Here is a 20346-nt window from a genome sequence, read left to right as displayed (position 1 = left end):
TCATGTCCAAGGTCGAGATTGACGCGCTGACGGCCGAGTTCTTCGGGTCCTTCGACAACCGGGGCGGTCGGCCCGCTGACGTGGCCCGGCTCCGCCGGCTGCTGCTGCCGGGGGCGGTGATCGTCGTGACCGCGCCCGCCTTCACCGTCTACACGGTGGACGAGTTCATCGGGCCGCGCGAGCAACTGCTCAGTGACGGAAGGCTGGTGGAGTTCTCCGAGTGGGAGACCGCCGAGCGGACCGAGATCGTGGGCGACCTCGCCTCGCGGTTCGGCGAGTACCGCAAGTCGGGGATCCTGAACGGCGAGCCGTACGAGGGCAGCGGCACCAAGACGATCCAGTTCGTCCGTACTCCGGAGGGCTGGCGGATCGCCGCCTTCTCCTGGTTCGACCAGCCCTGACCGCCCGCCCCCGGGGTGCCCCCGGGCAAGGTCAGCGCCGGACCATCCGCACCCCGGCGACCTCCAGCAGGCCGTCCAGCTCGACCTTCCCGACGGTCTGCTCCGGGTTCACCACGAGGCCGTCGCGGCGCACGATGTCGAGCAGCCGCTCGGCCAGCGGCATGACCATGTGGCGCCCCCAGCAGCGTTCGTTCGCGTGGCCGAACGGGAGGTAGCCGGGCTGCTCGTCGGGGTCGAGGCCGGTCCAGCGCTCCGGGCGGAACGCGTCCGGGTCCTCCCAGAGCCGGGGATCACGGTGGCTCAGCAGCGGGAACATCAGGACGTCGTCCCGGACGCCGATCCGGTCGTCCACGACGGGATACTCCGGAGATGCCATCCGCAGGATGTTCCAGGAGGGGGGCAGCAGCCGCAGCGCCTCCAGCAGGATGTCGCGGTTCGGCACGCTCTCGTCGAGGTCCGGGCTCAGCCAGAGCGCATTCGTCACGAGCGCGGAAACGGTGAAACAGACCGGCGCGGCCACCCGCCGGTAGAGATACATGGCATAACGCCGGTCGTCGTACGTCTCGGCATTCAGTACGCGCGCCGCCAGATTGGACAGCGGAATTTCCGAGCCCGGTTTCCCGAGCATTGCCGTGCCGGCCGCGACCGCCATCCAGGTCAATTTCGGGGTGAGTTCCAGCCGGCGGTCCACGAGGACGCGGAAACGGAAACTCTCGCGGCCGAAGACGAGATCCCGGAGGTAGACGTGCGCGACGTGGGGCCACCGCCCGGTGAGGTCGACGTCGTCGCCCAGGGGCTTCTTCAGCGCGGCCCGGACGTCGGCGGAGACGGCCTGCATGAGGGCGGCGGCGTCGGGCCGGGTGACCGGCCTGCCCTGTACCGGCTTGAACGTGGGCCGCTCCTCGGTGTTGGCCGGCCGGCTGCGGAGCAGGCTGTCCATCAGGTCGACGCCGGCGACCCCGACGGTGTCGTCCTCCAGGCGGAAGAGGTCCGCCCCGCGGTACTTGCGGAGCAGCTCGTCGATGCGCGGCGCGAATACGGTGGCCCGGGCGCTCCGGCCCGTGCTGGACACAGCCATCGGTGAACTCCAAGGGTGGGGGCGGGGGTGAGCGGCCCGGGCCCGGCGGGAGGATTCCCGCCGGGCCCGGCCCGGGCAGAGAACTACCCGATCAGATCCAGCCGTACCAGGCGTAGGCCTTCAGGCTCTTCTCCGGCATGACCTTCTTCACGAAATGCACGAGCTTCATGACAGTACCTCCGTCGGACGATGGAACGGATGAATCCTGCAATGGCCGGACGAGGGCGGTCGGGGATTTCCTAGAATTTCCCGTTCCGCTTCCCGGTGCCGCAAAAAGTGAATCCCAGCCCGAAATTGGCGTCAAGTGACGCAGGTCACTCCCGCCTCACCGGCCCCGGCGGGTTTCAGCTTTCACCGCGACCGATTGATGGCGAGGCGGGCGCAATGCCCGACTTGGCCTGAACATGCCCATCGGGGCGATTGCAGGGTACGGCCGGCCCCGCGACGATGCTGGTCAGCGGCCTGCCGCCGGACGGCGCGCGGGTGAACGGCGCGCGACCGCCGCGTGAGCGGGGAGGGGGTGGGGAGGTCCGGGAGGGGTCCCGAGGTGCAGCGACTCGGACCGACAGAACGTTCGGTATGCCCTTTGAGGCAGCGCGCCGGCCCGGTTCGGCCGCGGTGGGCGGCTCCGCTCCCGGGGCCGGGGCGGGCGAGGTGGCCGGTCGGCGGGCCCGCCGCCGGTCGGACGCGCCGCCGGCCGGAGGGTCACGACGGGTGCGGTGCGGTGCGGCGGCGCGGGCGGCGCGGTGGTGTGCCGGGGCGCGGCGAGTGGCCGGGTGGCCCGCGGGCGGCGCGGGTGTCAGCGCCGCCGGCGCGTAGCGCGCCGTGTCCGGTGCGGCAGGGCCGGACGGGCCGGCGCACCGCCACCAAGTGGCGGTGCGGCTCGGCCGGTACCTGCGCCGGTGCGCCTCCCGGCCGGGCCGTCGGGCCCCACGGCCGGGGTGGCGCTCCCGGGCCGGAGCGGTGCTACCGGGCCCGGTCGGTTCTTCCTGTCCGGGTCAGCGCTTCTTGGCGGGCGCGGCCGGGGCGGCGGCAGCGGCCGCCTGCTTCTTCTGCTCCTTCTCGTGCTTCTCCTTGACGCGCACGGCCTCGTTGCGGACCTCGGCCTGAATGGTGCGCTCGCGCCCCAGCCACTCCGGGTTGGCCTCCTTGAGGGCGTCGATCTGCTCCGTGGTGAGGGCCTCGCTGACCCCGCCGCGGGCCAGGCCGGCGATGGAGACGCCGAGCTTGGAGGCGACCACCGGGCGCGGGTGCGGGCCGTTGCGGCGCAGGTCCTGGAGCCAGGCCGGCGGCTCGGCCTGCAGGGCGGTCAGCTCCTCGCGGGAAACCGGGCCCTCCCGGAAGTCGGCGGGGGCGGCGTCGAGGTAGATGCCCAGTTTCTTGGCCGCCGTGGCCGGCTTCATGGTCTGGGTGGTCTTCGGCTTGAGCGATGTCATGGTCATAAGGGTAAGCGAGTGCGTGGCGGCCCCGATCACGGTCGGTAGCCTTGCTGTGTGACAGAGATGCAGGCGAACCCCTCGTTCCGGCTGGTGTACGTTCCCGGCGTGACGCCCGGTAAGTGGGTGCGGGTCTGGGAGCAGCGGCTTCCCGACGTCCCGCTGACCCTGGTGGCGGTGCCGGTGCAGGAGGGCCAGTCGACGCTGCTGGACGGGGGTGCGGATGCCGGACTGGTCCGGCTGCCGGTCGACCGGGACAGCCTCAGTGCGATCCCGCTCTACGCCGAGACCACGGTGGTCGTCTTCCCCAAGGACCACTGGCTGGCGGCGGCCGAGGAGGTGCCGGTCGCGGACCTGGTCGACGAGGTCGTCTTCCACCCGATGGACGACTGCCTCGATTGGCAGGCCCTGCCGGGGCGCCCGGCGATCGAGCGGCCGGCCACGACGGCCGACGCGATCGAGCTGGTGGCGGCGAACGTCGGCGTGCTGCTCGTGCCCCAGTCGCTGGCCCGGCTGCACCACCGCCGGGACCTCGCCTACCGCCCGGTGCCGGATGCGCCGCAGTCGCAGGTGGTGCTCTCCTGGCCCGAGGACCGGACGAGCGAGCTGGTGGAGGAGTTCATCGGCATCGTCCGCGGCCGGACGGTGAACAGCTCGCGCGGCCGCGCGCAGGCGGCCCCGGAGGCCGGGGCGAAGCAGCAGCAGGCCGGGGGCAAGGGTGCGGGCAAGCCGGGTGCCGGAAAGGCCGGCGGGAAGAGCACGGGGGGGAGGCCGACCGGTGGCAAGGCGGTCGCGGGCCGCGGCGGCGCCGGCAAGTCGGGGAGCGGCAAGGCGGCCGGCGGCCGGTCGGGCGGGGCCAAGCCCGGTGCCCGCCGTGGGCGGCCCGGGCGCTGATGGGCGACGGCCGGGTGATGCCCCGGTCCGACTGAGGCGATGTGGCCCAGGGCTCCCGACGGGGGAGCCCTGGGCCGCAGGCATGTCCGGCTGTGGGCGCGGGTGTGGGCGCGGGCGTGGGCCTGCGCGGTGTGCACCGCCTACGCCGCTCCTGGGTCGTACTGCTTGCCGTTGATACCCCCTGGGGGTATAAAGGAAGTGCGGCCAACGGATACCCCTAGGGGGTATCAAGAGATCGCAACCATCGCTCATGGCGCCGCCCACCACCGGAGGAACCCATGTCCTGCTGCTCCACCAACGCCACCAACGCCACCGGTTCTGCCGCCGCCACCGCTCCTGCCGCCGTCGTGACGGCCGGGCCGGTCGTGGTCACCACCGTCTACGCGGTCGCCGGGATGACCTGCGGCCACTGTGAGCAGTCCGTCACTGCGGCCGTCTCCGCCCTGCCCGGGGTCACCGCGGTCGGCGTGGACGTCGCGGCCGGCCTGGTCACCGTCTCCGCCGAGTCCGCGCCGGACGAGGCGGCTCTGCGCGCCGCCGTCGACGACGCGGGCTACGAGCTCACCGGCCGGGTCTGACCACCGCTCCGGGACCGTCGGGGCCCGGACGGACAACCCCCTAGGGGTATCCGGCCCCGCCCTGGACGCCCCGGTACCCCGAACGCCCAGCCATCCGACGAACCGACGAACCGACGAACCGACGACCCGAGAGGAGCCCCAGATGATCACCCAGGCACCCGCCTCCACCGAGGTGGAACTCCAGATCGGCGGCATGACCTGCGCCTCCTGCGCGGCCCGCATCGAGAAGAAGCTCAACCGGCTGGACGGTGTCGAGGCCACGGTCAACTACGCCACCGAGAAGGCCCGGGCGATCGTGGCGGCCGGCGTCGAGGTCACCGAGCTGATCGCCGCCGTCGAGGCCACCGGCTACACCGCGGCCCTGCCCCGGCCGGCCGTCCCCGAGGCCCCCGGCGAGGAACCCGCCGCGCCCGACGAACTCGCCCCGCTGCGACAGCGGCTGATCACCGCCGTCGTGCTCGCCGTCCCCGTGATCGCGATGGCGATGGTGCCGGCCCTGCAGTTCGACAACTGGCAGTGGCTCTCGCTCACCCTCGCCGCGCCCGTCGTCACCTACGGCGCCTGGCCCTTCCACCGCGCGGCCTGGACCAACCTCAAGCACCGCGCGGCCACCATGGACACCCTGGTCTCGCTCGGCACCGGAGCCGCCTTCCTCTGGTCGCTCTGGGCCCTGTTCTTCGGCCACGCCGGCAAGCCCGGCATGCGGCACGGCTTCGAGCTCACCATCTCCCGCAGCGACGGCTCGTCCAACATCTACCTGGAGGCCGCGGCCGGGGTCACCGCGTTCATCCTGGCCGGCCGCTACTTCGAGGCCCGGTCCAAGCGCCGGGCCGGGGCCGCGCTGAAGGCGCTGCTGCACCTCGGCGCGAAGGACGTCGCCGTGCTGCGCGACGGCACCGAAGTCCGCATCCCGACCGCCGAACTCGCCGTCGGCGAGCTGTTCGTGGTCCGCCCCGGCGAGAAGATCGCCACCGACGGTGTGGTCGAGCGGGGGGCCTCCGCCGTGGACGCCTCGATGCTGACCGGCGAGTCCGTCCCGGCCGAGGTCGCGGTCGGCGACGCCGTCACCGGCGCCACCGTCAACGTCGGCGGCCGGCTCGTCGTCCGCGCCACCCGGGTCGGCGCCGACACCCAACTCGCCCGGATGGCCCGGCTGGTCGAGAACGCCCAGAACGGCAAGGCCGCCGCGCAGCGGCTCGCCGACCGGATCTCCGCCGTCTTCGTCCCGATCGTGATCGTGCTCGCCCTGGCCACCTTCGGCTTCTGGCTGGGCACCGGCGAGGGGTGGAGCGCCGCCTTCACCGCGGCGGTGGCGGTGCTGATCATCGCCTGCCCGTGCGCGCTCGGCCTGGCCACCCCGACCGCCCTGATGGTCGGTACCGGCCGCGGTGCCCAGCTCGGCATCCTCATCAAGGGCCCCGAAGTCCTGGAGACCACCCGCCGGATCGACACCGTCGTCCTCGACAAGACCGGCACCGTCACCACCGGACAGATGACCCTCCTCGCCGTCCGCACCACCGACGACACCACCGAGAACGAAGCCCTCCGCCTCGCCGGCGCCCTCGAACACGCCTCCGAACACCCCATCGCCACCGCCATCGCCACCGCCGCCACCGAGAAGTTCGGCACCCTGCCCGCAGTCGACGGCTTCGAGAACATCCCCGGCCTCGGCGTCCAGGGCCTGGTGGACGGCCACACCGTCGTCGCCGGCCGCGAGCAACTGCTCGCCGACCGGGCGCAGCACCTGCCGGAGCCGCTCGCCGAGGCCAAGCGCACCGCCGAGGCCGCCGGACGCACCGTCGTCGCCGTCGCCTGGGACGGCACCACCCGCGCCATCCTCGAAGTCGCCGACGCCGTCAAACCCACCAGCGCCGAAGCCATCACCCGGCTGCGCGCCCTCGGCCTGCGACCCATCCTGCTCACCGGCGACAACGCCACCGTCGCCGCCACCGTCGCCGCCGAGATCGGCATCGCGGCGGAGGACGTGATCGCCGAGGTGCTGCCGCAGGACAAGGTCGCCGTCGTCCAGCGGCTCCAGGCCGAGGGCCGCTCGGTGGCCATGGTCGGCGACGGCGTCAACGACGCCGCCGCCCTCGCCCAGGCCGACCTGGGCCTGGCCATGGGCACCGGCACCGACGCCGCCATCGAGGCCGCCGACCTCACCCTCGTCCGCGGCGACCTGCGCGCCGCCGCCGACGCCATCCGCCTCTCCCGCCGCACCCTCACCACCATCCACGGCAACCTCTTCTGGGCCTTCGGCTACAACATCGCCGCCCTCCCCCTCGCCGCCACCGGCCTCCTCAACCCCATGATCGCCGGCGCCGCCATGGCCTTCTCGTCGGTCTTCGTGGTCGGCAACAGCCTCCGGCTCCGGTCCTTCCGCTGACGCACCCGCCGGGCAGCACCCGCCCGCCCCGCATCCCGCGCCCCGCGCCCCTCGCCCACCCGGACGCGGGGCGCGGGGCGCGTTCGGGGTGCGGGCGGGTGCTCCCCGGCCGCTGCCGGGCGGCTGTGGCCGTGGGCGTGGGCGTGGCCGTGACGGGAAAAGTGCTGGCCGTCGCCCGCCGCCCGCTGGCATGCTGGCCGGGTGGAGAGACCGGAGATCTGGCTCAGCTTCGCCCCCGACCTGCAGCTCTTCCTCGCCGCGGCGAGGCGGGGCGGGAGAACGGCCGTGCGCACCGACGGCGCCTCGACGCTCGGGCACGTGGTGGAGTCGCTCGGCGTCCCGCTCACCGAGGCCGGTGCGCTGCTCGCCGACGGGCGGCGGGTGGACGAGTCGCACGTCCCCGTGAACGGCGAGGAGATCTCGGTGCAGGCCGTCCAGCGGCCGCAGCCCGTCCCCGTACCGGCCCGCTTCCTGCTCGACGTCCACCTCGGCACGCTCGCGCGCCGGCTGCGCCTGCTGGGCATCGACGCCGCCTACGAGAACCCGGACATCGGCGACGCCGCACTCGCCGCGCGCTCGGCCGCCGAGCAGCGCGTCATGCTCTCGCGGGACCGGGGCCTGCTGCGGCGCCGCGAACTCTTCGCCGGCGCCTACGTCTACAGCCACCGGCCCGCCGAGCAGCTCCGGGACGTCCTGTCGCGGTTCGCGCCGCCGCTCGCCCCGTGGAGCCGCTGCACCACCTGCAACGGGACGCTGCGCAGCGTGGCCAAGACGTCGGTGCAGGAGCAGCTGCGGGACGGCACCGAGCGCTCCTACGACGCCTTCGCGCAGTGCACCGACTGCGGGCAGGCGTACTGGCGCGGCGCCCACCACGCCAGCCTGGAGGCCATCGTGGCCGATGCCGTCCGCGAGTTCGGCACCCCGGGCACCCCGGGTACTCCGGGCAGTCCAACTACTCCGGGCACCCCGGCGCTCTCGGAGGCGTGAGCCGCCCGGCGCCCGGCGCCCCGGAACCCCGGACTCGCCGGAGGGCCGCCCCGGACGTAGGTTCGAGGTGTCCGCACGGAAGGCGTCCGGCACATGCGCGAACTGCGTGTCCGCCTCCTCGGCGGCTTCCGGGTACGGGTGGGCCCGCGGGAGACCGCCGCCGACGCCTGGCGCCCGCGCAAGGCCCGGCACCTGGTCGAACTGCTCGCGCTGGCCCCCGGCCACCGGCTGCACCGGCACCGGGTGCGGGACGCGCTCTGGCCCGAACTCCCGCCCGGGGACGGCGCCGACCGGCTGCAGCAGGCCCTGGACGAGGCCCGGCGCATCCTCGCACCCGACCCGGCCGCCCCGCACCACCACCTGGAGCACGTCGAGGCGGACGACAGCCTCGCCCTGCGCGGTGCGCCGCTGCTGGTCGACGTCGACGCCTTCGAATCCGCCGCGCTGCACGCCCGCCGCAGCCGCGACCCCGCCGCGTACGAGCGGGCCGTGGCCCACTACGGCGGCGACCTGCTGCCCGGGGACCAGTACGAGCAGTGGGCGGTCGAGCGCGAACGCGCCCTGCACGCCGAGTACCTGGCGCTCCTGGTCGAACTCGGCGCCCTGCGCGAGGCCCGTGCCGACCTCGACGGCGCGGCTGCCGTGCTGCGGCGCGCGGTGCTGGCCGACCCGCTGCACGAGGACGCCTCGCGCGCGCTGATGCGGGTGGACGCGCTCGCCGGGCGACGGCTGGAGGTGCTCTCCGAGTACGGGCGGCTGGCGGCGGCGCTGGACGGCACCCCCGGCCGCTCCGGGGCGCCGGGGCCCGCCGCCCGGCGGCTCCGCGAACAGGTCCGGACCGGCGGCGACGTCCGGGCCGAGCTCGGCGGCGAACTGTGGGAGCACGTCGGTGACCTGCGGCTGGCGGCCGGGGACACCGTGGGCGCCGCCACCGCGTACGGCAGCGCCCTCGCGGCGGGCGTGGTGGACCTGCCGGCCTCACCGGGCGTCCTCACCGGGCGGATCGCCGACGACACCGGCCTGCGGGCGGTGCGGCTGCACCGCAAGGCGGCGACCGCCCGCCTCGCCGGCGAAGCCGCCGGCGCCTGCCCGGCCGGCGAGGCCGTCACCGCGGCCGAACCGCACCTCGACGCCGCCGGGGCGGCGCTCGCCCGGACCGGCGGACACCCCGCCGAGACCGGCCGGCTGCTCGCCGTCCGCGCGGACTGCGAGACCGGCCGGCTGCTCGCCGTCCGCGCGGACTGGCTGCGGGTGTCCGGCCGCGCCGAGGAGGCCCGGCACGCGGCGGAGGCCGGGCTGCACCTCGCCCAGGAGCACGGCACCGCCGAGGACGTGGCCGCCGCACGGGAGGTGCTCGCGCTCGCCCATCACACGCTCGGCAGCTGGCGCGAGGGCCTGCGCTCCGAGGTCGACGGCCCGACCGCCGCCCCGGACGCCCCGCCCGCCGGGTTCACCGCCCTCCACCACTGCCTCGGCCAGTACGAGCTTTACGGCGACGGGCCGGGCGACGGGTCGGGGGACGGGCCGGCCGACGGCATCGAGGAGTACGCCCGGCAGCTCCTGGATCTCGCGGGCGCGCGTGGCGCCCGCCGGGCCGAGGCGTTCGCCTGGTGCCTGCTCGGTGAGGCGTTGCTCCTGCACGGTCACTGGGACCAGGCGCCCGGATGCCTGGAGCGCAGTGCCCATCTGGCCGAGGAGGACGCGGGGGGCGAGGAGTTCGGCGGGCACTGCGCGGCGCCGGCCTGGCAACGGCTCGCCGAGTACGCGGCCGCGCGCGGCGACAGTGCCGAGGCCGCAGCCTGCCTGCGCCGGGGCCTGGCTGCCGCCGAGGGCTCCCCGCTCGCCCGGCACACCGTCGGACGGCTCTGGGCGGCCGCCGCCCTGGACGCTGTCGAGCGGGGCGAACCGGGTGAGGCCGTCCGTGCGGTGCGGGCCGCCTCGGTGGCCGCGGCCCGCCGCGGCGAGTGTCCGACCTGCACGGCTCCGCTCCACCCGGTGGCGGCCGAGGCGTGCGCGGCCCTGGGCGACGCCGACGGCGCGGCCGAGTACGCCGGGGCGGCACAGCGGGTGGCGGCCAGGGCCGGCAGCCCGGCGTGGCGGGCGATGGCGCAGTCCGCGCTCGGCTCGCTCGCTTCGGCCCGGGGCGACGCCGCGGGCGCCCGCGCCCTGCACCTGGCGGCGGCCGGCCTGTACGCGCGGGCCCGGCAGCCGTACTGGACGGCACGCGCCCAGGCCCAGGCGGTGGTGGCGGGGGGAGGAGTTCCGGGCGTGGCGGCGGAGGACCACCGCCTGCGGGCGGAGGCGGCAGCGGTGTTCGAGCGGCTCGGTGCGCGCCGCGCGCTGGCGCGGATCCGCGCGGCGCAGCCGGCGGCGGGCCGGGGTGACGGCGGGGGTGCGGGCGGTGCGGTGCGGTGCAGGGCCAGGACGGGCGGGCCGGGCGGGCCGGGCGGGCCGGGCGGGGTGCTCCTGCTCCCGGCCCGGCCCAGCCCGGACCGGCGGACGCGGCGCCCGCGGGGCGATGTGTGATGCGGGGGCGGCGCTGGGCGGTGTGCCCGGTGGTGTCCGGTGGTGTCCGGCTCGCGGGTCTCAGCCCAGTCGGCGGAGCAGCTCGGCGGCGAGCGGGACGGAGGAGGCCGGGTTCTGACCGGTGACCAGGTTGCGGTCGACCTCCACGTGCGGGGCCCACGGCTCGCCCTCCCGGAAGTCCGCACCGGCCTCCACCAGGCGGCTCTGGAGCAGCCACTTCGCCTTGTCGGCCAGGCCGGCCTGCCGCTCCTCGGCGTCGGTGAAGCCGGTCAGGCGGTAGCCGGCGAAGGCGTTGCTGCCGTCCTCGCGGGTGGCGGCCAGCAGGGCGGCCGGGCCGTGGCAGACCACGGCGAGCGGCTTGCCGGAGTCCAGCGTCTCGACGAGCAGCCGTCCGGAGACGGCGTCGACGGCGAGGTCCTCCATCGGGCCGTGGCCGCCGGGGTAGAACACGGCGTCGTAGTCGGCCAGGTCCACGCCGGCGAGCTCGACCGGGTGGGTGAGCTCGGTGAAGGCCTTCAGGCCGGCCACGATCCGCTCGGCCCCTTCCGGTCCGCCGTTCACCTCGGGCGCCAGGCTGCCCTGGTCGACCGTCGGGATCACGCCGCCCGGGGTCGCGACGGTGACGTCGTGGCCGGCGGCCCTGAAGGCCTCGTACGGGGCGACGGCCTCCTCGGCCCAGTAGCCGGTCGGGTGCTCGGTCCCGTCGGCGAGCGTCCAGGTGGTGGCGCCGGTGACGACGAAAAGGATCTTCGACATGCGAGGGTGCTCTTCTCTGCAGGCGGACCCGGCCGGGGCCCTGGGGGAGCGGTGCGGCGCCCAGGTCCGCGGGTGTGGCGGGCGGACGGGGGCACCGGCTCTGCGGTGGATCCGACGATAGGCCGGGAGCTCGGCGGCCCACCAATGGCAGAGCCGATGTCAGCCATAGGAATACGGATGGGTGGAGCGGAATAGGCTTGCCGGGTGAGTCCCAGCCGTCCCGCCGAACCGAGGCCGGAGCCGGCCGCGCCCGCCGCCGCCCCTACCCGCGGGCCCGCGCCCGGGCCGCCGCTCCCCGTGCCCGCCGACCTCAACCTGCTGCGCACCTTCCTCGCCGTCCACCGGGCCGGATCGTTCACCGCGGCCGCCCAGGTACTGGGCCTGTCCCAGCCGACGGTGACCGCCCAGATCCGAACGCTGGAGCGGCAGGGCGGCCGTGAGCTGTTCGAGCGGTTGCCGCGCGGGGTCGCGCCGACGGCCGTCGCGGAGGATCTGGCGGCCCGGATCGCGGGGCCGCTCGACGCGCTGGCCGCCGCCGCGCCCGGGGCGGGGCCCGGGGCGGGCGCGGAGCCGGTCCACCTGGCCGGCCCGGGCGAGCTGCTCTGCACCCGGGTGCTGCCCGCCCTCGCCCCGCTGGTCGCCGACGGTGTCCGGCTGCGGGTGACGGCGGGGCTGACCGACCCGCTGCTGGAGGAGCTGCGGGCGGGCCGTCACGACCTGGTCATCGCCACCGCCCGCCCGCGCGGCCGGACGCTGACCGCCGTGCCGCTGGGGGACGAGGAGTTCGTGCTGGTCGCCGCTCCCGTCTGGGCCGACCGCCTGGCCGGCCGGCTGGAGACCGAGGGACCGGCCGCCCTGCACGAGGTGCCGCTGGTCGCGTACGCGGAGGACCTGCCGATCGTCCGCCGCTACTGGCGGCACGTGTTCGGCCGCCGCCTCAACTGCCGTGCCGCGCTGACCGTGCCCGACCTGCGCGGGGTCGTCTCCGCGGTGGCCGCGGGCGCCGGGTTCGCGGTCGCCCCGCGCTACCTCTGCGCACCCCTGCTCGACTCCGGTGCCCTCGTGCAGCTGGACGATCCCGAGGACCTGCCGATCAACACCGGCTACCTCGTCCAACGCCCCGGCACGCCTGCCAACCCCGACCTCACCCGCGTCCGGGACCACCTCCTGGCGGCCGCCCGCAGCTGGTGAGCGCCCCGCCCGCCGGGCCGCGGGAGAGCGCTGCGGCCCGATCACCGGTCCGTGACCTTCTGCCGAGCCGCCCCGGCCAGGAAGGCGGCGGCCAGCAGGGCCAGCGCCCCGGAGGCCACGAGCAGCGGGGCGGGGCCGGCGGGGTGGCCGCCGGTGCGGACGGCGCCCATGAAGTCGAGCCCGGCCACCTGGTTGACCACCAGGTACCAGAGCGGGAGGTAGAGGGCCTGGAAGACCCGGTGGGTGCGGGAGAGGACGCCGAGGGCCAGGGCCAGCGAGGGGACGAAGAGCGCGCCCGCCGCCCAGGCGGCGATCCCGGAGGCGTCGCCGCCGGCGGCGAGGCGGAGCAGCGGCGCCGCGCCGGTGACGGCGCTCAGCACCACCCCGGAGGCCCATGCGGCGAGCAGTCGGCGGCGGGCGCTCGGGTAGGCACCGAGCAGGACCTCCAGGTCGCTCTCAACCGCCCGGCAGCCGAGCCGGGACCAGAGCAGCACCGGCCAGAGCCAGAGCGCGGGCAGCACGGCGCCGGTGACGGTCCCGAGCGGGACGGCCAGCCCGGCCGTGCTCAGCCCGCCGACGACCAGCCACCACCACCGCGACACACCGCCGAGCGTGATCCGCACCTCGCCGGCCAGCAGCCGGCCGAAGGTGCGGCCGAAGGCGGGCGCCGTCCGGGGCAGGGTCACGGCGGCCGGAGGCGGGACGGGTGGAGCGGCGGCCTCCCCGGCGGCAGCCCGGCCGGCTGCGGTGCGGTCGGCGGCCCGCCCGTGGCCGCGGGCCGGATCGAAACGGCCGAACCAGAGTGCCGGGAGCGCCGCCAGTACCACCGCGAGCAGGACGAGCAGCAGCCGCTGGTTCACGAAGGCGCCGTCGAGGCCGGCGCCCTCCCAGCGGAACGGCAGCAGCGGCGCGTCCACCTTGGTGAGCCCGAGGCTGAAGTCCTCGCCCTCGACGGAGCCGCCCCCGGCGGTCAGCGCGGTCCGGAGCGACCGGGCGGCCTGCCCGACGCCCAGCCCGCCGAACGGCGCCCCCGGCGACTGCCCGCCGACGGTCACGGCCAGCGCGACCACGAACCAGACCACGTTGCCCACGCCGCCACGCAGCAGCGGCAGCGTCTCGAAGAGGACGGCCGCCGCGGCCGTCACGGCGATCAGCGGGAGCGCCGTCACCACGAACGGGGTGAGCAGTGCCACCGGGTCCAGCGCTCGGTGCTCGCCGCGGACGAGCTGCATGGCGACGGCGGTCAGCGCGAGCACACCCAGCATCGAGCCGAGCACCAGCAGGTTGCTGACGAACTTCGCCAGCAGGTAGCCGGAGGTGCGCAGCGGCGTGGCCGCGAGGATCTGGCCGACCCGGGTCTCCTCGTCCCGGCCGATGCCCTTGCGGACCACGTAGAAGCCGCCGACGGTGAGCCAGAGCGCTCCGGCCAGCGCGGTCGCGAGCCCGACGTAGGCGCTGTTGTACTCGCCCCGGTAGCGGCCCAGGGCCAGGATCGTCCACCGCCCGTCGGCCGGCGGGACGGCCAGGTAGCCGAGGCCGACGGCGGCCAGCAGCGTGACGGCGTAGGCCGGGCGCCGCACCCGGTCGCGGAAGTCGCCCACCGCCAGGCGGACGAGCGGGAGCGCCGTCATCGCCGCACCGCCGGGCGCCACGCCGCGTCCGCGGAGGAGGGAGCGCCGGGCGGGACGGCCGCGGACTGCCGGACGATCCCCAGGTAGGCGTCCTCCAAGTCCGCCGCGACCGGGACGGCGTCGTCGGACGGGGGCCCGTCGGCGAGCAACCGGAGCCGGACGCCGTCGGCCGTCCGGACCGTCCGGCTGACCGGGTACCGGCTCTGCAGCGCGGCTGCGGTGCCCGGGTCGACCGCCAGCTCCCAGACCCGCCCGGAGAGCTCGCCCGCCAGCTGCTCGGGTGTGCCGCGCCGCAGCAGCCGGCCGCCCGCGAGGACGGCGATGTCGGAGGCGACGGACTCGATGTCCGGGACGATGTGGGTCGAGAGCAGCACCAGCCGGTCCGCGGAGAGCTCGCTGAGCAGACTGCGGAACCGGACCCGCTCCTCCGGGTCGAGCCCGGCCGTGGGCTCGTCGACCACGATCACCTCGGGGTCGGCCAGCAGCGCCTGCGCGATGCCGACCCGGCGCAGCATGCCGCCCGAGTAGGCGCCGAGCGGGCGCTTCACCGCCTCGGTCAGGTTGACCAGGACGAGCAGCTCCTCGATCCGGGCCCGGGCCGAGCGGGCCGAGAGCCCCTTGGCGGCAGCGAGGTAGCCGAGGAACTCGCGCGAGGTCAGGTGCGGATGGACGCCGAAGTCCTGCGGCAGGTAGCCGAGCCGGCGGCGCAGTTCGTCGGGCCGGGCGAGCACGTCGACGCCCCGGTAGCGGACCCGGCCGGACGTCGGCCGCGTCACCGTGGCGACGATCCGCATCAGCGAGGACTTGCCCGCGCCGTTGGGGCCGAGCAGGCCCAGCAGGCCGGGGCCCAGGTGCAGGCTGAGGCCGTCGACCGCCCGCTTACCACCCTTGTAGACCTTGGTGACGTCGATCAGTTCGAGCATGTGCTCCGCTTCCCGGTCGGTCCCGAAACGACGTGGTGACGCGGTCGAGCCTCCCGGATCCGGGCTCCGCTGCCATCTGCCGTTCGGCATAGATCCGCGGACCGTTCTCGGCGCGGCCCCTGCCGAACGGCAGCCCTTGACAGGCGGTTCGGCTCCTGGATTACTTGGCCTTGTTCGATCACTTACCGAATGGTCGGTCGGTGGATTCTCGGTCGACGGCCGGGCCGACGGCCCGGGCGCAGGCCCCGAGCGCCGGCTCCGGACGGCGGCCCCGGACGGTGGAGGAGACGCGATGAGCAGCAGACCGACCGGCCGCCCGGCGCCCGCGCCGACCCGGCGGGGCGAGCCGCTCCCGGCCGCCCTGCTGGACGCGGGCGAGCGGATGACCCGCGAGGAGCTGCGGGCCCACCAGCTGACGCACCTGCGCCGCACGCTGCGCCACGCGTACGACAACGTCGAGCTCTACCGGCGGAAGTTCGACGCGGCCGGCGTGCGGCCCGAGGACTGCCGGACCCTCGCCGACCTCGCCCGGTTCCCCTTCACCACCAAGGCCGACCTCCGCGAGAGCTACCCCTTCGGTATGTTCGCCGTCCCGATGGAGCAGGTCCGCCGCGTCCACGCCTCCAGCGGCACCACCGGCCGGCCCACCGTGGTCGGGTACACCGAGTACGACCTCTCGGTCTGGGCCGACGTGATGGCCCGTTCGATCCGGGCGGCCGGCGGCCGGGCCGGTCACAAGGTGCACATCGCCTACGGGTACGGGCTGTTCACGGGCGGCCTGGGCGCGCACTACGGCGCCGAGCGGGCGGGTTGCACGGTGATCCCCGCGTCGGGCGGTATGACGGCCCGGCAGGTCCAGCTGATCCAGGACTTCCGGCCCGAGGTCATCATGGTCACGCCGTCCTACCTGCTCACCCTGCTCGACGAGTTCGAGAAGCAGGGCGTGGACCCGCGCGGCACCTCGCTGCGGATCGCCGTGCTCGGCGCCGAACCGTGGACGGAGGAGATGCGCCGCGAGATCGAGGAGCGGATGGACCTCGACGCCGTCGACATCTACGGCCTCTCCGAGGTGATGGGCCCGGGGATCGCCCAGGAGTGCGTGGAGACCAAGGACGGGCTGCACATCTGGGAGGACCACTTCTACCCCGAGACGGTGGACCCGCTGGCCGACGAGGTGCTGCCGGACGGCGAGCGCGGCGAGCTCGTCCTCACCTCGCTCACCAAGGAGGCGCTGCCGGTCGTCCGCTACCGCACCCGCGACCTCACCCGGCTGCTGCCCGGCACCGCCCGTCCGGCGTTCCGGCGGATGGAGAAGGTGACCGGCCGCAGCGACGACCTGATCATCCTGCGCGGGGTGAACGTCTTCCCCACCCAGATCGAGGAGATCCTGCTCCGCACCCCGGCCGTCGCGCCGCACTTCCAGCTCCGGCTGACCCGCCGGGGCCGGCTGGACCACATGACCGTCCGGGTGGAGGCCCGCCCGGACGCCGGGCCGGGTCAGCGGGAGGCGGCCGCGGAGGCGATCGTCCGCGCGGTCAAGGACGGGGTCGGGGTGACGGTCGAGGCGGAGGTGCTCGACCCGTACACCCTGGAGCGCTCGGTGGGCAAGATCCGCCGGATCGCCGACCTGCGCGGCGAGGAGTAGCCGCTCCCACGGGGGCCCGCGGCAAACAGCCCGGTACCCGCGGCAAACAGCCCGGTACCCGCAGCCCCGACCCCGGTCCCCGGCGCGCAGCCCGGGACCCCCGCCCTGCGGCGGAGGCCGGGCCGGGCGGGCGGCACCGGACGTACCGCCCGCGCGCCGCGGCCCGAGGGGGTGGAGGGCCCCCGCGGGCCGCGGGCGCCCGCACCCGGGCGGTCAGTCCGCCGCGTGGACCAGCTGCCCGCCGACGTACGTCCGCAGGACGCGGGCCTCGGCGATCTCCCCGGCCGGGGCGGTGAGGATGTCGCGGTCCAGGACGACCAGGTCGGCGAGGTGCCCGGCCCGCAGGCTGCCCGCGTCGTCGTGGCCGTTGACGTGGGCGGAGCCCGCCGTGTAGGCGGCCAGGGCGGAGACCGGGTCGAGCCGCTGCTCGGGCAGGAAGACGCGCCCGTCGGTGGCCTCCGGCTCCATCCGGTTGACCGCCACGTGGAGCCCGGCCAGCGGGTCGGGGCTGCTGACCGGCCAGTCGCTGCCGGCGGCCAGGGTGGCGCCGGCCCGCAGCAGGTCGCCGAAGGGGTACTGCCAGGCGGCGCGCTCGGGGCCGAGGAAGGGGATGGTCAGCTCGTCCATCTGCGGCTCGTGCGCCGCCCAGAGCGGCTGGATGTTGGCGATCGCGCCGATCCGGGCGAACCGCGCGACGTCCTGCGGGTGGACCACCTGGAGGTGGGCCAGGTGGTGCCGGTTGCCGCGGCGGCCGTTGGCGGCGACCGCGGCCTCGACGGCGTCCAGGGCCTCGCGCACGGCGCGGTCGCCGAGCGCGTGGAAGTGCACCTGGAAGTCGAGCGCGTCCAGCGCGGTGACGTGGTCGCGCAGCGCCGCGGGGTCGACGAAGCTCAGACCGCTGTTGCCGGTCGCGCAGCCGCAGCCGTCCAGGTAGGGGCTGGTCATCGCGGCGGTGAAGTTCTCCGCGATGCCGTCCTGCATGATCTTGACCGAGCCGGCCCGGAACCGGCCGTGCTCCAACTCCTTGCGCCGGGCAACGAGTTCGGGGATCTGCTCGGCACCGCGGGCGCGGTCCCACCAGAGCGCACCGGTGACCCTCGCCGTCAGCGTGCCGGCCCGGGCGGCGGCGAGGTAGGCGTCCGAGGGGTCGGGCTGGCCGTTGAACTCGCCGAGCAGCGCGTCCTGCCAGCCGGTGATGCCGAGGGAGTGGAGCAGCTGCTGCGCGCGGAGCAGCCCGGCGAGCCGGTCGGCGGCGGTGGCCGGCGGGACGAGCTGGGCGACCAGCTTGGTGGCGCCCTCCTGGAGGACCCCGCTGGGGGAGCCGTCCGCCTCGCGCTCGATCCGCCCGTCGGCGGGGTCCGGGCTCTCCCGGGTGAGACCGGCGAGTTCGAGGGCCCGGGAGTTGGCCCAGGCGCCGTGGTGGTCGCGGTTGACCAGGTAGACCGGGCGGTCCGGGACCACCGCGTCGAGCAGCTGCCTGGTCGGCAGGCCGCCCTCGAAGCTCTCCATCGACCAGCCGCTGCCGATGATCCAGGCCTGGTCGGGGTTGGCCTCGGCGTAGGCGCGGAGCCGGTCGAGGTAGTCGTCGACGCCGACGGTGCCGGTGAGGTCGCAGCCGGCCAACTCCGTGCCGCCGTAGACGGCGTGGACGTGGGAGTCCTGGAACCCCGGGATCAGCAGCTTGCCGGTGAGGTCGACGACCTCGGTGCCCGGTCCGATCAGCTCGCGCACCTCGTCGTGGCCGACTGCGGTGATCCGCTCGCCGGTCACGGCGAGTGCGCTCGCCCGGGTGCGGGCGGGGTCTCCGGTGTGGACGGGGCCGTGGGTGAAGACCAGGTCGGCCTTGCTCATGGGCGGTGCTCCAGACGGGTCGGGTGCGGGTAGTGCGGGTAGTGCGGGTGGTGCAGGTCGTGCAGGTGGTGCGGGTGCCGCAGGTCGTGCGGGTGGTGCGTGGCGTGCGGGCACGGCAGCCCTCGACGGGCCGGGCCGGGTACCGCCCGACGGCCCGCGGAACGGCCGGTCGTCGGTGCGGTACCCACCCCGGTGGCCGCTCAGGCGGTTGCTCGCGCGGTTGCTCGGGTGATTGCTCAGACGGCTCCGCCGGCGGTGGGTGCCGCCGGGTCGAGGTCGGCGGGCCGGAGGAAGTAGGCCGAGCGGCGCCGCCACCGGGCCCAGGCCGCGGCGACCAGCCCGCTGGCGATCATCAGGACCGGCACCAGCAGCTCGAACCACCCGTTGTCGGCGGAGAGTTCGAAATGGTCGGCGGAGTCGTAGAAGGTCCAGGCGAGGTAGCCGCCGACGAGCAGCAGCGCGGCTGCGCCGAGCAGCGGGCCGACCACCGCGCGCAGGCCCTCCAGCGGCGCTGTGCGCAGCAGGTGGCGGAAGTGCACGGCCGCGGCGATCGCGGTGAGCGCGTAGTAGAGCGCGACCACGATGCCGATCGCGTTGACCGCGGCGGAGATGAGGTCGCCGACGGTGGGGATGGCGATCGAGAGCAGGGCGACGACGCAGGAGATGCCGGTGATCAGCAGCGTGCCGGCCGCCGGCGTGCTGTGCCGGGGGTGCAGGCGCGTCCAGACCGGGCCGAACACGCCGTCCCGGCCCATCGCGTACAGGCCGCGGGCGGTGGGGATGACCGCGGCCTGGAGCGAGGCGACGGCGGAGAAGGTCAGGGCGATCAACGGCAGGGCGGCCAGTGGCTGGTCGGCCAGCTTGGTGCCGAAGTAGGCGAGGCCCTGGGCGCCGTTGTCGGCCAGTTCGTCGAGCGGCAGCACGCGCTGGAACGCCGTGCCCGCGAGCAGGAAGAGCAGCATCATCACGATCAGGGCGATCATGCCGCCGCGCGAGGCGTCCTTGGGGTCGCGGACCTCCTCGCCCACGCTGAACACGGACTCGAAGCCCCAGTAGCAGAACACCGCGAGGACCATGCCCTGGGCGAGCGCGCCGAGCGAGGGGATGTCGAAGGGGTTGTACCACTGGAGCGAGAACGGCTGGTCCCCGGCGAACAGGCCGTAGCCGCAGAACGCGAGCAGGACGCCGTACTCGAAGACCAGCAGATACTTCTGCAGCCGGGCGGCGAGGTCGAGGCCGCGGACGGCCACCAGCGCGGCCGCGATCAGGACGGCGAGCCCGAGCAGCGTGCACTGGAGGGTGGAGTCGGGATCCAGGCGCAGGCCGGCCACGGAGTGGACGGTGGCCTGGCCGAGGAGCTGGATGATCGCGGAGCCGGTCACCGTGGTGGTGTACGCCATGAAGACGACGGTGCCGACGACGTTGACCCAGCCGGTGAGGAAGCCCAGCCAGGGGCTGAGGATCCGGCCGACCCAGCGGTAGCTGCTGCCGGCGTCGGGGTCGACCCGGTTGAGCCGGCCGTAGCCGCCGGCGATGGCGAGGACGGGGAGGAACGCGAGCAGCATGATCGCCGGGAGGTGGAGGCCGACGACGCCGGCCGTCAGGCCGAGGCCGATGCCGATGCTGCTGGTGGCGGCCGTGCTGGAGGCGGCGATTGCCGCCCCGTCGAGCAGGCCCAGGGACTTGCGCATGGAGACGGGGGAGTCGGTGGGGTGGACTCTCGGACCGGTACCCGCGTCCTGGACGGTTTCTGCCAACGGAAGACCGCCTTGCCTGTGGGGGGAGGAGGAGGTGACCGGCCGAACGGCCGGTGGCTGGCCATGAAACCGTCGCGCCCGTTGCACGTCAATGCTGTTGTCATAAGGCCGTCCCGGCCGTTCCCGGGTCGGCTGCCACCGGCCGGGACCGGCGGCCCTGATCGGCCCGGATGGAACCCTCCCGATGCGACCCGAGTGAGTCGAGTGGCCTGAGTGACTCCAGTGACCCGAGCGGCTTGGGTGGCCCGAGCGGCCCGAGCGGCCCGGGTGCTTCAAGTGGCCCGGAATCCGGGCGCCGAAGTGGCC

At 75.2% G+C, this 20346-nt stretch carries 16 protein-coding genes; 8 read left to right on the top strand and 8 right to left on the bottom strand.

What is annotated here, in order from left to right:
- Nucleotides 1–2: 2 nt before the first annotated feature.
- A complete protein-coding gene (locus tag OH807_RS09325; RefSeq protein WP_406196247.1) occupies nt 3–401 on the top strand; it encodes a DUF4440 domain-containing protein in 399 nt (132 codons plus the stop codon).
- 31 nt (nt 402–432) lie between these two features.
- Here the strand turns inward: OH807_RS09325 and OH807_RS09320 are convergent, their stop codons facing one another.
- The 3 genes from OH807_RS09320 to OH807_RS09310 form a co-directional block, all read right to left on the bottom strand.
- Nucleotides 433–1479, bottom strand: coding sequence for a cytochrome P450 (locus OH807_RS09320; protein WP_406196243.1), 1047 nt, complete (start codon nt 1477–1479; stop codon nt 433–435).
- Between the two features lie 91 nt (nt 1480–1570).
- A complete protein-coding gene (locus OH807_RS09315; protein ID WP_350540985.1) occupies nt 1571–1648 on the bottom strand; it encodes a tryptorubin family RiPP precursor in 78 nt (25 codons plus the stop codon).
- 829 nt (nt 1649–2477) lie between these two features.
- Nucleotides 2478–2915 carry a DUF5997 family protein gene (locus OH807_RS09310; protein WP_406196241.1) on the bottom strand — a complete coding sequence of 146 codons (438 nt, stop codon included), beginning with the start codon at nt 2913–2915 and terminating at the stop codon, nt 2478–2480.
- 57 nt (nt 2916–2972) lie between these two features.
- Here OH807_RS09310 and OH807_RS09305 point away from each other — a divergent pair, with 57 nt between their 5' ends.
- From OH807_RS09305 to OH807_RS09285, 5 genes are all read left to right on the top strand, one after another.
- On the top strand, nt 2973–3809 hold the full coding sequence (locus tag OH807_RS09305) for a LysR family substrate-binding domain-containing protein (RefSeq protein ID WP_406196238.1): 837 nt from the start codon (nt 2973–2975) through the stop codon (nt 3807–3809).
- A 278-nt stretch (nt 3810–4087) separates the two neighbouring features.
- The gene (locus OH807_RS09300) at nt 4088–4387 is read left to right on the top strand and encodes a heavy-metal-associated domain-containing protein (protein WP_406196235.1); all 300 of its coding nucleotides are present in this window, start codon (nt 4088–4090) and stop codon (nt 4385–4387) included.
- Between the two features lie 142 nt (nt 4388–4529).
- On the top strand, nt 4530–6773 hold the full coding sequence (locus OH807_RS09295; protein ID WP_406196232.1) for a heavy metal translocating P-type ATPase: 2244 nt from the start codon (nt 4530–4532) through the stop codon (nt 6771–6773).
- Between the two features lie 201 nt (nt 6774–6974).
- Nucleotides 6975–7760, top strand: a complete 786-nt coding sequence (locus OH807_RS09290; protein ID WP_406196229.1) for a Mut7-C RNAse domain-containing protein — start codon at nt 6975–6977, stop codon at nt 7758–7760.
- A gap of 93 nt (nt 7761–7853) precedes the next feature.
- On the top strand, nt 7854–10286 hold the full coding sequence (locus OH807_RS09285) for a BTAD domain-containing putative transcriptional regulator (protein WP_406196226.1): 2433 nt from the start codon (nt 7854–7856) through the stop codon (nt 10284–10286).
- A 60-nt stretch (nt 10287–10346) separates the two neighbouring features.
- Here OH807_RS09285 and OH807_RS09280 read toward each other — a convergent pair whose 3' ends face one another.
- Nucleotides 10347–11042 carry a type 1 glutamine amidotransferase domain-containing protein gene (locus tag OH807_RS09280; RefSeq protein ID WP_406196222.1) on the bottom strand — a complete coding sequence of 232 codons (696 nt, stop codon included), beginning with the start codon at nt 11040–11042 and terminating at the stop codon, nt 10347–10349.
- Between the two features lie 297 nt (nt 11043–11339).
- On the opposite strand from OH807_RS09280, the gene OH807_RS09275 reads away from it, so the two are divergent.
- Nucleotides 11340–12233, top strand: coding sequence for a LysR family transcriptional regulator (locus OH807_RS09275; RefSeq protein WP_406210845.1), 894 nt, complete (start codon nt 11340–11342; stop codon nt 12231–12233).
- 41 nt (nt 12234–12274) lie between these two features.
- Here the strand turns inward: OH807_RS09275 and OH807_RS09270 are convergent, their stop codons facing one another.
- Both OH807_RS09270 and OH807_RS09265 read right to left on the bottom strand, forming a co-directional pair.
- Complete coding sequence (locus tag OH807_RS09270) at nt 12275–13864, bottom strand: hypothetical protein (RefSeq protein WP_406196219.1); 1590 nt, start codon at nt 13862–13864, stop codon at nt 12275–12277.
- Entirely contained in the window at nt 13861–14787 is a 927-nt protein-coding gene (locus OH807_RS09265) for an ATP-binding cassette domain-containing protein (protein ID WP_406196217.1), read from the bottom strand. Before OH807_RS09265 ends, OH807_RS09270 begins: the two co-directional genes overlap by 4 nt.
- Nucleotides 14788–15079: 292 nt before the next feature.
- On the opposite strand from OH807_RS09265, the gene paaK reads away from it, so the two are divergent.
- The gene (paaK, locus tag OH807_RS09260) at nt 15080–16432 is read left to right on the top strand and encodes a phenylacetate--CoA ligase PaaK (protein ID WP_406196215.1); all 1353 of its coding nucleotides are present in this window, start codon (nt 15080–15082) and stop codon (nt 16430–16432) included.
- 213 nt (nt 16433–16645) lie between these two features.
- On the opposite strand, the gene OH807_RS09255 is transcribed toward paaK, so the two are convergent.
- Both OH807_RS09255 and OH807_RS09250 read right to left on the bottom strand, forming a co-directional pair.
- Nucleotides 16646–18283: an amidohydrolase gene (locus OH807_RS09255; protein ID WP_406196212.1), complete on the bottom strand. Its 1638-nt coding sequence runs from the start codon at nt 18281–18283 to the stop codon at nt 16646–16648.
- Nucleotides 18284–18519: 236 nt separating this feature from the next.
- On the bottom strand, nt 18520–19974 hold the full coding sequence (locus tag OH807_RS09250) for an APC family permease (RefSeq protein WP_406210842.1): 1455 nt from the start codon (nt 19972–19974) through the stop codon (nt 18520–18522).
- Nucleotides 19975–20346 lie beyond the last annotated feature (372 nt).

The organism is Kitasatospora sp. NBC_01560, from assembly GCF_045208415.1.
Classification (GTDB): domain Bacteria; phylum Actinomycetota; class Actinomycetes; order Streptomycetales; family Streptomycetaceae; genus Kitasatospora.
This window is presented reverse-complemented; position numbering and strand designations above follow the sequence as displayed.